The organism is Prosthecobacter debontii (assembly GCF_900167535.1).
Classification (GTDB): domain Bacteria; phylum Verrucomicrobiota; class Verrucomicrobiia; order Verrucomicrobiales; family Verrucomicrobiaceae; genus Prosthecobacter; species Prosthecobacter debontii.
In genome coordinates, this window is record NZ_FUYE01000009.1 from 146,659 (window position 1) to 159,614 (window position 12,956).

A 12,956-nucleotide genomic window follows, 5' to 3' on the forward strand; every position below is an offset into this window, starting at 1 on the left:
TTGCTGAAACAAAATCGCAGGCCTAGCGGGCCAAGTGAGTTGAGCGCTTGGATCGGTAAAAAATGATCTGAAATTGAATCTGAGGGTGACAATTCCGTCCATCTTTGAGAAAAACCGCGCGCCGATTGTTCTTGGCACTGAAAAACCGCATCCAAAACACCACCCGACAACGATGAAAACCACCCTCATCCTCCTCGCTCTCGCCGCCTTCGCTGGTCTCACCACCGCACAGGCCGACCAGATTGAAGTCGTCATGAAAGAAGCCATGAAGGGCAACAACAGCCTGCACTCCAAAGTGGCCACCGGTAAAGGCACGCCAGATGATGCCAAGAAACTGCTGGAATACTTCAAGACGCTCCCCTCGGAGACTCCCCCCGAAGGTGACGCCGCAAGTTGGAAGGAAAAGACCGAGACCCTGATCGCCGCGGCCCAGGGCGTGGTGGAGGGTAAGCCCGGAGCTAACAAGACCCTCCAGGAAGCCGGTAACTGCAAGGCCTGCCATAACGTGCACAAGGGCCAATGATGGGTCGAGAGAGCGTGTTCTCTCTGACTTTCTCAACGGGAACTCCGGGGCCGTCCAGAGTTCCCGTTTTTCTTGGCATCGACTGGCTCTGGATGGCGATTTTTGAGTCCCGGTGAAAAAATGAACGTAACCTTTTGGAAGTCTGTCCGTAAAGTAGGACAGTTCCGCCTGCATCCTCATGCCACTCTTCCGTGCCATCCTCCTCATCACCGCACTGCTGGTGCAGGCCCTGCCTGTCACCCTGCTGGCTGCGCCTGTGCAGGAAGAGTGTCCCATGAGCTGCTGCGCCTGGATCCAGAAGGCCGCCCTGGATGACTGTGGCTGTGTGGACTCCTCCACGGAGACGCCCACACCTACCCCTGCGCAGACGCCCCCAGTGAGCGGGCGTGACCTAGTGCCGCTGCCCCAGTGGGTGGCCTTGGCCCTGGATTTCGCACTTCCTGTTATTCCCAGCTCCTCTCAGGCTCAGCCTAGCTGGACCGAGGTGTCGGTTTTACCGCAGTCGCACGTTCGCCTGCCGGTTTTGTTCTGCTCTTTTCTGACCTGAGTCTGCGTCTGGCACAGCCGCATTGTGCCTACGGGTCCCGCCGGTTTCCGCATGCACCTGCACGTCCAGGTCTAGGCCCGGCGCTGTGACACCACCGCCGACGGCATGTCCATGCCTCGGTTGGCTTTCCTGGCCCTTCGCTCGCCGGATGGCCCTTCACCTCCCTCACCTGACTCCGACTCTTTTCATGAAACACCTCCTTCTCTCAGCCCTATGGCTGCCCGTAGCGGCGCTGGCTTGCGATGACTGCAAGCTCAAAGCCGCGCGCACCCCCACCGGCCCCCTGGTCGAATACGATCTCTACATTGCCGCCCAGACCGTGAGCCCCGCGGGTAAACCCGTGCGCGGTCTCACCATCAATGGCGGCATCCCCGGCCCCACCCTGCGCTTCCATGAGGGAGACTTCGCCCGCATCCGTGTGCACAATCAGCTCAAGGATGAGGAGACCTCCACGCACTGGCACGGCCTGCTGCTGCCTAACGAAATGGATGGCGTGCCGCATGTGACCACCGCCCCCATCCGCCCTGGGCAGACGCACGTGTTCGAGTTTGAGCTGAAGCACAGTGGCACCTACTGGTATCACTCCCACACGCATCTTCAGGAGCAGAGCGGCGTGTATGGCAGCATCGTCGTGACCCCACGCGGCGGCGAGCCTGCGCAGGCGGATCGGGAGCAGGTACTGCTGTTTTCCGACTGGACGAACATCAATCCCCACGAGGTGCAGCGCATGCTCATGCGTGGCACGGATTACTTCGGCCTCATGAGGAGCAATTCACAGTCCATCCTCGGCGCGGCGCAGCAGGGCATGCTCAAGGATTACTTCAGCCGGGAGTGGTCGCGCATGATGCCCATGGATGTCTCGGATGTGGGTTACCACGCCTTCCTGGTGAATGGTCAGCGCCAGACCGAGATCACCGGCCGTCCGGGAGAGCGCGTGCGGCTGCGCCTGATCAATGCCTCCGCCGCCACCTACTTCTACCTGCAATCCTCCACCGGCCCGCTCACCATCGTGGCCGCGGATGGCCCGCCGGTGCAGCCGGTGAAAGTGGATCGGCTCTTCATGGCCATTGCCGAAACTTACGATGTGATCATCACCATCCCGCGTGAGGGTCGCTACGAGCTGCGCGCCACCACGCAGGATGGCAGCGGCCGCGTCTCCGCCTTCATGGGCAGCGGTGAACTGCATGCCGCGACGGATCCGCCTCGGCCCAATCTCTATCAGATGGATGAGATGCTGAATCTCGCCCTGGAAGAGCAGGAGGATGATCCCCGGGCCTCCCTCCGTCTGCCACGGCCCGGCTCGCCCTATCGTGTGCTGAAGGCGACCCACGACACCACACTGCCCGCAAAGCTGCCCCGCAGGAAGATTACGCTGCGTCTCACGGGCGATATGAACCGCTACATCTGGTCCTTCAATGGCAAGACCGTGACGGAGGAGCCCTATATCCCCATCAAGAAGGGTGAGGTCATCGAGCTGGAACTCGTCAACGATACCATGATGCACCACCCCATCCACCTGCATGGGCACTTCTTCCGCCTGCTCATGGGGCAAGGCGCACGCTCACCGCTGAAGCACACCGTGGATGTGCCGCCCATGTCGAAGCGCATCGTGGAGTTTGAAGCCAATGAAGAGAAGGACTGGATGTTCCACTGCCACATCCTCTACCACATGATGTCTGGCATGGCCCGGGTGTTCCGCTATGAGGATACCGGAAGTGATGCGGGCACCCTTGCCCGCAAGGTTCAGACAGCCCAGGACCACGGCATCGCCAATGATCACCGTCTGGCGACGGCGGCCAGCGGCCACGCCAATCACCAAGGCGGTGGCCTGGGTGAGCACGCGCATGACATGGCCTACGTCTGGGGTTCCGCCTCCCTCCAGTCTCACATGAGTGAGGGTCTGCTCACCTGGATGAACCCCAAAAACGATCTTTTGTTAGGCTGGGAAGTTGGCTGGGTCGGCGTGGATAAGACCCAGTATGAGATTGACGCCCTCTACCAGCGTTACTTCAATCCTAACTTCCAAGCCTTTGCCGGGGCACGCTTCACCAACGATCCCGATGCCGAGGACCGCGCCGTGATCGGCTTCAACTATCGCCTGCCGCTCATGGCCTGGGCGACTCTCAGCCTGGATAGCGAAGGAGATGCCCGCATCACCCTGGCCAAGCGCTTCCAGCTCACGCCTCGGCTCGGTGTCTTCGGTCGTGTGGAATACGATACCGGCACCCGCTGGGAGTGGACCGCCGGGGCTGACTACACCCTCACCCGCCACACCTCCCTGATCACCCAATACCACTCCGAGTTCGGGCTCGGCGCTGGAGTGCTCATCCGCTTTTGATGAATGAACATCATCGACAACCCAAACAAACCCAAACCCTAACTCAAAACGCATTATGAAAACCAAACTCCGCCCCCTCCTCCTCGCCGCCCTCAGCACCTTCGCCCTGGCTGCGACCCTGATCCAAGCCGCTGATGTGAAACCCTACAAGCTCGAGACTTGCCTCGTCAGTGGCAATGAACTCGGCAGCATGGGCAAGCCCATCACCAAGGTTTACAACGATCAGGAGATCAAATTCTGCTGCAAACCCTGCATCAAGAAATTCGAAGCCAATCCTGAAAAGTATCTGAAAAAGCTGAAGTAATCCTATTGGGAATGCCTGGCTCCCCCTCTATCGTCAAACGGCGGTAAGGGGGAGTTTTTTAGCATCAGGAAGCCGCTGACACCTCTCCGGTATTCACCCGAAATCACTCAGGGGCCTCTGTTGAAACCTAATACAAATCGTGTTAGGGGCAGCAGTAACCCCCACCTCATGAGACTCCCTGTTTACGCTAGCTTTCTGCTCGCCACCCACCTCCTCACCGCCCAGATTCCCATCGCGGTGCCCGTGCCGGAGGAGACCATCCTGCGCGCTGAGCCGGTGCTGCCAAAGGCCCCCGAGCCGGTGGAGGAGATCCTGCGGCTGCAGATCTACCTGGACACCCAGCTTTTCGGCCCAGGCAAGGTGGATGGCCGACCGGGGGAATTTACCAGCAAGGCGCTGCACCGCCACCAGCGTGCGCTGGGCCAGCCGCCCACGGATATCTTTAACCATACACTGGACCTCACTGGCATCGGCCAGACCTACACCACCTACACGCTGCGCCAGGAGGATCTGAAGTTTGTGGGGGAACTGCCCAGCCAACCCTCCGCCCAGAGCAAGAAGAAATACCTGCCCTATGACTCGGTGCTGGAGTTTCTCACCGAGCGCTTTCACTGCTCGCCGGATCTGCTGGAGTTCATCAATCAGCCTCTGAAAATGAGTGCATTGAAGCCAGGAGATGTGGTGAAGGTGCCGAACGTGCAGCCCTTCCTCATCGAGGAACTTACACCCCTACCCAGCCTGCCGGAGGTGCCCGCCTTTCTCACCCGCGTGATCAAGATCGACACCCGCGAGAAGATCCTGGAACTGCATGAGGGGGAGAAGCTGCTGGCCAGCCTGCCTATCACCCCTGGCAGCGGTTACCTCGCCACACCGCCTGGCACCTGGCGCATCGTCGGCATCACCCAGATGCCCACCTTCCGCTGGGATAAAAGCGTGTTGGAGTATGGGGTGCGCAGCGGCACCTACTACAATCTGCCGCCCGGGCCGAACAATCCGGTGGGCGTCATGTGGATCGGCCTCAGCAAGCCGGGCATCGGCATTCACGGCACGAACTCGCCGCAAACCATCGGCCGCAGTTCCAGCCACGGCTGCATGCGCACGGCGAATTGGGATGTGGTGCGTCTGGCTAAGCAGCTCACCAAAGGCATGACCGTCATCATCGAAGGTGAGGCCCCAGTCCCCCGTCCTGTGGTGAAGGCCAAACCTGTGGTGGAAGAAGCTCCACCCGCAGAGCCTGAGGCCCCCCAGAAGAAGTTCCGCTGGTTCTGGCAGAAGAGGGAGTGAGGGCTGGCTGATGGGATCGGTGGATGGCTGACGCAAGCGGCAGCAAAGTGGTCCGCACACTCCGTGTGCGGGATACCGCGTGGCAGACCGAGCGAGCCACTTCAAGCGGCTTGTGCATCCAACCATCCACTTATCCAACGATCCTCATCATCGGATTGTTCGGAGCCCCGGCTTCGGGCGAAATCAAGAGTGCTGCGAGAGGTCGAAGAATCCGGTTGAAGCCGGGGCTCCAAACGCTGGCACCGAATTTCTAACTCCAGAACGTGAGACGGGTAAAGGTGGACCAACGGACTTGTATTGCTCCGCGTTTGGGAGCATTTTTTGGAAGGCAATCTGGATACCTGGGTCAGATGTGAATCTTCTGCCTTAGCCCCTCCGTTTCTTCATCTGTTATGAAACTCTTCTTCTGCCTCAGCCTCGTCTCCAGTCTTTTGCTCAGTGCCTGTCATCGCGAGGACTCTGCCACCACAGCCGCCGCTCCATCGGTCTCTGAGGCAAGCAATGCTGGTAATTACCCGCTGGATACCTGCGTCGTCTCCGGTGAAAAGCTGGGCAGCATGGGCAAGCCCTACATCATCACCTATGAAGGCCAGGAGGTGCGTCTGTGCTGCAAATCCTGCCAAGGCCATTTCCAAGAAGACCCAGGCAAGTATTTGGCCAAGCTGAAGTTGAAGTGAGTCTTTAGATTTGCTCTCACAGCTAAGAACTCCGGGAGAAAGGCGAGTCGCAAAGTTGCTCTCTTGTCTTTTCGTGACTGTGGCCCGTTATTTATTTTATCTTTGAGATGAAGCCGCTGACTTCTTGGCCGCCTTTTTCAAAATGCGAAGCCGAGAATCCGAAATTCGATCATTTTTCGCTAGAAAATCTCTAATGAAACGGGGCACCGCCCGTTTCTGGGCTGAGATCATCATCATCTCCACTCTCCAACACCACCTATGAAAGCCACCAAATACATGCTCGCCGGTCTTTTGATCGCCGGTTTCGGGGCAGGCTCCGCCTTCTCAGCGGAAGTCCGCACCTGGACGGACGTCGAGGGCCGCCAAGTTTCTGCCTCCTTCGTCAATCTCGAAGGTGACTTGATCGTTCTGCAGACCGAAGATGGTGCCCAGCACCGTTTCCCGCTGACCCGTCTTTCCGCTGAAGATCAGGCCCTGGCGAAGGCTGCAATGCAGGCTGCGGCGCCTTCCGTCGAAGCGGCTCCTGCCGGCATTCAGATGCTGGCCAATGCCACGGTGGCTCAGGCGGCTCAGAAGGTGGACCAACTCGTCGCCAATGGCTTGAAGAAGGCCAACCCAGATCGCCAGAAGGCAGGTAAGGCCCCGATCACCCAGTTCAACCCCATGGCCAGTGACGAGCAGTTCGTCCGCCGTGTGTATCTGGACATTGCCGGCCGTATCCCGAACTACGAAGAGGCCAGCAGCTTCATCAAGGACAGCAGCCCCAAGAAGCGCGCTCAGCTCATCGACCTGCTGCTGGAGTCCGATGGCTACAAGGCCACGATGTTCAACTACCTGGCTGAGATGCTGCGCATCAAAGACAACTTCGAGCAGGACAATGTGCGCGGCACGCCTTACATCAACTGGCTGAAGGACCAGATCGCCCATAACGAGAAGTGGGACAAGATCGTCTACCAGATGCTCACCGCCACCGGCAAAATGTGGGATAAGAAGGAAGATGGCACCTATAATGGCGCTGCCGGCTACCTGCTGCGCGATGCCGGGATGCCGCTGGATAACCTAGCCAATACCTTGACCGTGTTCCTGGGCACCGACGTGGCCTGCGCTCAGTGCCATGACCACCCCTTTGCCGACTGGACCCAGAAGCAGTTCTACGAGATGGCGGCCTTCTTCGGTGCCACCACTACCCGTCTGAATGCCCGTGACCTCAATGGCTCCAACCCACGTGAGCGTCTGATGGCCCAGATCGAGCCGATGATTGAAAAATCCGGCCAGGATATCCGCCGCCTGCGCAACGGCATCCAGAACTACATCAGCGCCAACCAGTCCGCCATCAAGGACCGGGACATGAACACGCTGAAGCTGCCTCACGACTACAAATACAAAGATGGTAAGCCGAACGATCCCGTCTCTCCGAAGTTCGTGATGTGGTCCCCCGAGGACAAGAACAACCCGGCCTACAAGCAGAAGAAGGGGAATGAAGAAAAGCTGCGCCTCTCCTTCGCCAACTGGCTGACCCATCCTGAGAATCCACGGTTTGCCATGACCATCGCCAACCGCATGTGGAAGCGTGCCTTCGGTGCTGCCGTCAATGAGCCCGTCACCAACATCGACGATCCAGAACACTCCGCCAACCCTGAGCTGCTGAAGCATCTGGCCAGCGAAATGAAGCGTGTGAACTTCGACCTGAAGGAATTCATGCGCATCGTTTACAACACCCGCGCTTATCAGTCTGAGGCCACCTCGGAAAACGTCGCCCTCGGGGAGATGTATTACTTCCAAGGCCCCCTCCTTCGCCGCATGACTGCTGAGCAGGCCTGGGACTCCTACATGACCCTCGTGCTCGGCCAGCCTGACACTTACAAGGCCCCTCTGCAGGACCTGTATGCCCGCTCGATCGACCTCGACCTCACCAAAGTGGACGGCCAGACCGTGCTGATCAAGTATGACGCTTTCCGCCGCATGCAGCAGAAGGAAAACGCCCTCATGGGTGGCGGCCTGGATATGGCCGGTGGTGACAGTATGATGATGGACGGTGGCTCTGCCAAGAAGACGGAGACGGCCTCTGCTTCCTCCGAAGGTGCCAAGATCCTCACCTATGAAGGCATGCGCCTGATGCGTGCCTCTGAGATCCAGCAGCCTGCTCCTGGCGGCCACTTCCTCATCGACTTCGGCCAGTCCCCTCGCATGCTCATCGACGGCAGCTCTAAGATTGGCAACGTGCCGCAGGTGCTTATGATGATGAACGGCAAAGCCCAGAAGATGCTCACCAGCCCAGACTCCCTGGTCTTCCGCACCATGAACAAGGTGACCAACCCTGCCGACAAAGTGGAGCGCATGTTCATGACCATCATGAACCGCCGCCCAACGCTGCAGGAGAAGGAGATCGCCAAACGCGCCCTCGGCTCCAACGGTGAAGATGGCTACGCCAACATGATCTGGGCCCTGATCAATACCCGTGAATTCATGTTCATTCAGTAATTCACCCGCCTCGTTTGTAACCACCCTTTCAAAAGACAACGCATCGAATCATGAAAACCGAACTTCTTCGTCTGAATGATCAGAGCCGCCGCCAGTTCATGCTGAATACGGCCAAGACCGCACTCGGCGTCAGCGTGCTGCCCGGCCTCTCCGCCCGCATGGCGGCTGCGGAAGGCGCCGCCGTCCGCACCGGCCCCGGCACCCCGGGTTTTGGCAAGGCCAAGCACGTCATTTATCTCTGGATGAATGGCGGCATGACCCATCTGGATACCTTTGACCCGAAAACCGGCTCCACCAAGGGCCCGAGCGACCCGATCAAAGCCAAGGCTGAAGGCATCGACTTCCTGGGCGGCTACCTGCCCAAGCTGGCCGAAAATGCCAATAAGCTCTCCATCATCCGCTCCATGTCCTCCAAGACCGGGGTGCATGAGTCCGGCACCTACATCATGAAGACCGGTTATGAGCCCCGCACCACCATCGTGCACCCGTGCATGGGCGTGTGGGCCACCCACTTCCTGGGTAAGATCAAAGACGTGACCCTGCCTGACAGCGTCATTGTGAATAGCGGCAGTTCCTACCCGGGCTCCGGCTTCTTCCCACCGGCCCTCTCCCCGATCCCGATCTCCAACCCTGAGAACGGCCTGCAGAACATCCGCCCGACCACCTCGGACAACCTGTTCAGCAAGCGCATCGATCTCATGAACGAGTTCGACACCTCCTTCCGGAAGAAATTCCAGACGGACGATGTGAAGGCCTACACCGAGTTCTACGACGAGACCCTCAAGCTTATGAAGAGCGAGGACCTTAAGGCCTTCGACCTCTCCGCCGAAAGCGCTGAAACCCGCGAAAAATATGGCCGCAACAACTTCGGCCAAGGCTGCTTGCTTGCCCGCCGTCTGGTGGAAGCTGGCGTCCGCTTCGTGGAAGTGCAGATGGGTGGCTGGGACATGCACAACACCATCGACAACGCCATGACCAACAATGGCAACATCCTGGACACGGCCTTCGCCGCACTTCTCTTGGATCTGGAAGCCAAAGGCCTGCTGGATTCCACGCTCGTCGTGCTCGGTTCCGAGTTCGGCCGCACGCCGGACATCAACGAAAACGATGGTCGCGATCACTATCCGCTGGCTTACTCCACCGTCCTCGCCGGTGGTGGTGTGAAGCGCGGCTTCGCCTACGGAGCCACCGACAAGGATGGCCGCCGTCCAGCCGACAAGCAGACCAGCCCACAGGACTTCTTGGCCACCGTTGGCCACGCCATGGGCCTGCCGACCGAAGAGATCGTTATGTCCCCCTCCAACCGCCCCTTCACCGTGGCGGACAAAGGGGTGCCTGTCATCGACATCTTCGCTTAAGCTGTCGCTTGAATTGAACTAACCCTTCAGCTCCCGCTCAAAGTAAGGCACTCGGTCGCAAGACCGGGTGCTTTTTTGTGGATGGCAGGTGTGATGGTTGATCCGATCATATTGGCTGTGGAGACGTCTTGTCATATCTCGCGCTTGCCTCCAGCAGCCGCCAGGCACGCCACATGAGCATGGGGGCGGCGATGCCTAGACCGATGGCCAGGGCACCCCAGACACCGGCGGCACCGAGATTCCAATGGAACGTCAGCACCCAAGCCATGGGCAGGGAGATGACCCAGTAAGCGAGCACGGCGATCCAGGCGGGCACCTTCACATCATCCACGCCCCGCAGGGCTGCGGCGGAGACGACCTGGAGACCATCGAAGAGCTGAAACAGACTGGCCACCAGGAGCAGCGTTGTCGCGACTCGGATGACCTCCGCTTCCTGCACAAACAACATCGCCAATTCCCGGCCCCAGACGAAGAACAGGATCATGGAGCAGGTCATGAAAGCGGCGGCGAAGAGCCAACTGCCTGTCAGCACCCGATGCAAGCGCTCGCGCTGCTGTGCCCCGACGATCTCACCCACCCGCACGGTCGTGGCCATAGCCACGCCCATAGGGATCATGAAGGCCGTGGCGATGCAGGTGATGGCGACCTGGTGCGCCGCCAGTGCAGCCACGCCGAGGGAGCCGACCATGAGGGAGGCGGTGACGAAAGCGGTGACCTCCGCCAGCATGTGCATGCACGCTGGAATGCCAATCGCCAGCAGGCTGCTGAAGCTGCTCCGCTGCCACCGTGCCAGCCAGTGGGGAGGCGTCCAGGCCCGCGTGGTTGCGCTCCGTGTGAGCCACAGAAACAGCACCAGGGCACCGATGCAGCGGGCGGCGAGTGTGGCATAGCCCGCACCCTCCAAGCCCAACGCAGGGAACCCCCAGTGACCGTGAATCCACAGCCAATTCAGCAGCACATTCAGCAGCACACTGCCGAGCATGATCCAGAACGGTGGCCAGGGCCGGTTCATCGCATCGGCATGGTTTTTCCACACCATGCTTATCAGCGCAGGGATCAGGGAGACCGCGCAGGTCAGGAGATACACCGGCGTTTGCGCCACGACCTCCGCGGGCTGGCGAAACCACGATAGCAAGGGTATGAGCAGTCCCATCGCAAGAACGACCAACAGCCCAAGACCCGCCGCCAACCAGGTGCCATGCCGAACAGCCTGCTGAGCCTCCTCCGGTTCATGGGCCCCATGCGCCTGGGAGACACGCACAGACACCGAGCTAAGTAGGCCGATGCCCATGACGAAGGGGACGGCTAACAAGGTATTGGCAAATGTGGAGGCCCCGAGGGAGATGACTCCGACGGCACCGATCATGACCGTGTCCGCTGCGCCCATGAGCATCTGACTGAGCTGCCCGGAGATGAGGGGCAGGGCGAGTTTGAATGTGGTGTGGGATTCCTGACCAAACGTGGGCCAGGGAGCCTGAGGAGGTGACAGAAGGTCGGATTTGGACTCGGTGTCTGGCGTGGACTCCGAGGAAGATGAAACGATGGAATGCATAAGCTGCCGCTAGAAAGATGACGAAGAAGGTTGGGGAGAGGACAGGCAGCGGCACAAAAAAACCACGGCCTCGAAGTGGGGAGGGCCGTGGTGAAAAAGAGTCGTCCTTAATCGAATAACGCTCAGAAAGCCACGGGCCCACGTCCAGCCAGGTGCATGCCTGGTCGGGCGGATCGGTTGGGGCGGACGTGGCGGTTCATGAGGGAGTTTTGCCACAGAAGTGGCGCTTTGTCAATCTGAGGGGCTCTTCCTGGAGCGCAGGCGTCTCGCCTGCTGTTTCCTGCGTCCTCGCGGGAAACCGTTCTCGGAGGCATGATCCAGGGCTCAAAAGGACGTGAAAAAACCGCTGATGGACACTCATCGACACTTATGGATACCATCAGTGTCTATGAGTTGTTCATCGCTTCCAGCCAAGCCTGGGCAGATGCTCACTCTGTTTTCGATTTATACCATTTGGACCTCCTAGAACGGTCAGCGGCGAGACGCCGCCGACGGCACGCGAGACGCGTGCGCTCCAGGTCACTCGGCCTGCTTCCTCTTCACTTCTCCAGCAGCTTCTGCATCGCATTCATGATCACAGGCTCCACCTCGGGGGCGACGTTGCTGGCGCGTTCACTGGTTTCATAACCACCTTCACCATAGGCCACGGTGGTGCCAATGTAGCCGGGGCCATAGTCTCCGTAGGCGGCGAGGCTCACATGCAGATCGGGGCGCATGGCTTTGGCAGCGAGTTGATATTCCACAAAGAGCTCACCGGGGAGATGCAGCACGCGGGCTTGACCGATCTTCAGGCAGGTGATGGAGATCTGATGCCCGGCTTCACAGCGGCGCAGCCACGCGAGTTGATCGGCTTTAGCGATGTAGCCTTTTGCGGGCTCGGTTTTCAGGCCGTGAATGAGAGATTCCTCGGTGAGATGTTTGCCAGGAGGTAAGGAGACGGGCAGGCTCAGCCAATCCACGTCCTCTGCGGTGACTGGCTGCTTTTCAGTCGCTAGATAAGCGCGCTTCATCCCGTCAGCCAGACGACTCGCCAGGAGGAGGCGATTCTCGCGATTGCCGTCGTTGTATTTGCCCGCGGCCACATTTCCCCCCGCGCCATTGAAATGCACGTGCAGGGCCTCGGGCACATCCTGACCGCGAAAGAAGCGAGCGATGCCGGGAAAGTCGGGACTAGGGATACCCAGGCGGTAGTAGCTCTGCGGATGGCAGGCGTAGTAGCTGAGCACCGCCACGGGTTGCTCACCCGTCCAGAAGCTGAGCAGGGTCACGGTGGGATCAATGGTGCCCTCGGGTTCGGCACGCAGCGCTGGATCTTTGGTGGTGGTCAGGCGCATGGCACGGATGCGGCCACCGGGGCCTAGGATGCGGCGGTTAGAGGCCACCTCCTTCACCTCAGCACTGCCGCGTCCGTAGTGGGTGATGGTTTTGGCATTCGGCAGGGCGGCTTTCACCGCATCGGCGAGGCGCTGGATGACCTGACGATGGAAGGTGCCTTCGAAGCGGCCATAGTCCTTCAGTTGAAGATCGGCGATGATTTTCTCTGCAGTGAAATCGCAGCCGGGGGCATCGTGCTGATGCAAGGTGTGCACGGCGACACGATCCGGGGTGGTGCCTGCGGCTTCAGCTAGGGCGGCGCAAAAAGCATCGTGCCCTTCATTGGCAATGCCGATCCAGTCCACGGCACAGAGCACGATGGGCTTTTCCATGCCGAGCAGGACGATCCCACGGGCACGCAGGGTCAGCTCATCCAGGCGCTTCACCGGGTCATAGGCCATCGGAGATCCGAGGGGAGGGGTGGCATCCACATCAAAGGTGGCCACCTTCAGACTTTCTGCCGCTGCCAGCAGAGGGAAACCAACCAGCAGGGCGAAAAGCAGGAGACGTTTCATAGG

At 59.7% G+C, this 12,956-nt stretch carries 10 protein-coding genes; 8 read left to right on the plus strand and 2 right to left on the minus strand.

The features are described from left to right. The first annotated feature begins 172 nt into the window (after positions 1 to 172). The 8 genes from B5D61_RS14720 to B5D61_RS14755 all read left to right on the plus strand — a co-directional run bounded on the left by B5D61_RS14720 (position 173) and on the right by B5D61_RS14755 (position 9,512). Positions 173 to 523: a hypothetical protein gene (locus tag B5D61_RS14720; RefSeq protein WP_078814145.1), complete on the plus strand. Its 351-nt coding sequence runs from the start codon at positions 173 to 175 to the stop codon at positions 521 to 523. A 178-nt stretch (positions 524 to 701) separates the two neighbouring features. Further along, complete coding sequence (locus tag B5D61_RS14725; RefSeq protein WP_078814147.1) at positions 702 to 1,070, plus strand: hypothetical protein; 369 nt, start codon at positions 702 to 704, stop codon at positions 1,068 to 1,070. A gap of 187 nt (positions 1,071 to 1,257) precedes the next feature. After that, positions 1,258 to 3,408, plus strand: a complete 2,151-nt coding sequence (locus B5D61_RS14730) for a multicopper oxidase domain-containing protein (RefSeq protein ID WP_176159457.1) — start codon at positions 1,258 to 1,260, stop codon at positions 3,406 to 3,408. 55 nt (positions 3,409 to 3,463) lie between these two features. Next, on the plus strand, positions 3,464 to 3,712 hold the full coding sequence (locus B5D61_RS14735; protein WP_078814150.1) for a YHS domain-containing protein: 249 nt from the start codon (positions 3,464 to 3,466) through the stop codon (positions 3,710 to 3,712). Positions 3,713 to 3,880: 168 nt separating this feature from the next. Continuing rightward, positions 3,881 to 4,996 (plus strand): L,D-transpeptidase family protein, encoded by a 1,116-nt coding sequence (locus tag B5D61_RS14740; protein WP_078814151.1) that lies wholly within the window; start codon positions 3,881 to 3,883, stop codon positions 4,994 to 4,996. Positions 4,997 to 5,388: 392 nt separating this feature from the next. Then, entirely contained in the window at positions 5,389 to 5,673 is a 285-nt protein-coding gene (locus tag B5D61_RS14745; RefSeq protein ID WP_078814153.1) for a hypothetical protein, read from the plus strand. Between the two features lie 258 nt (positions 5,674 to 5,931). Next, positions 5,932 to 8,154 (plus strand): DUF1549 domain-containing protein, encoded by a 2,223-nt coding sequence (locus B5D61_RS14750; RefSeq protein WP_078814155.1) that lies wholly within the window; start codon positions 5,932 to 5,934, stop codon positions 8,152 to 8,154. Positions 8,155 to 8,204: 50 nt separating this feature from the next. Next, entirely contained in the window at positions 8,205 to 9,512 is a 1,308-nt protein-coding gene (locus tag B5D61_RS14755; protein WP_078814156.1) for a DUF1501 domain-containing protein, read from the plus strand. A 106-nt stretch (positions 9,513 to 9,618) separates the two neighbouring features. Here the strand turns inward: B5D61_RS14755 and B5D61_RS14760 are convergent, their stop codons facing one another. Together B5D61_RS14760 and B5D61_RS14765 are read right to left on the minus strand one after the other, a co-directional pair. Continuing rightward, positions 9,619 to 11,064, minus strand: coding sequence for an MATE family efflux transporter (locus tag B5D61_RS14760; protein ID WP_078814158.1), 1,446 nt, complete (start codon positions 11,062 to 11,064; stop codon positions 9,619 to 9,621). 539 nt (positions 11,065 to 11,603) lie between these two features. Continuing rightward, positions 11,604 to 12,953, minus strand: coding sequence for a hypothetical protein (locus tag B5D61_RS14765; RefSeq protein WP_078814159.1), 1,350 nt, complete (start codon positions 12,951 to 12,953; stop codon positions 11,604 to 11,606). Between the last annotated feature and the right edge of the window lie 3 nt (positions 12,954 to 12,956).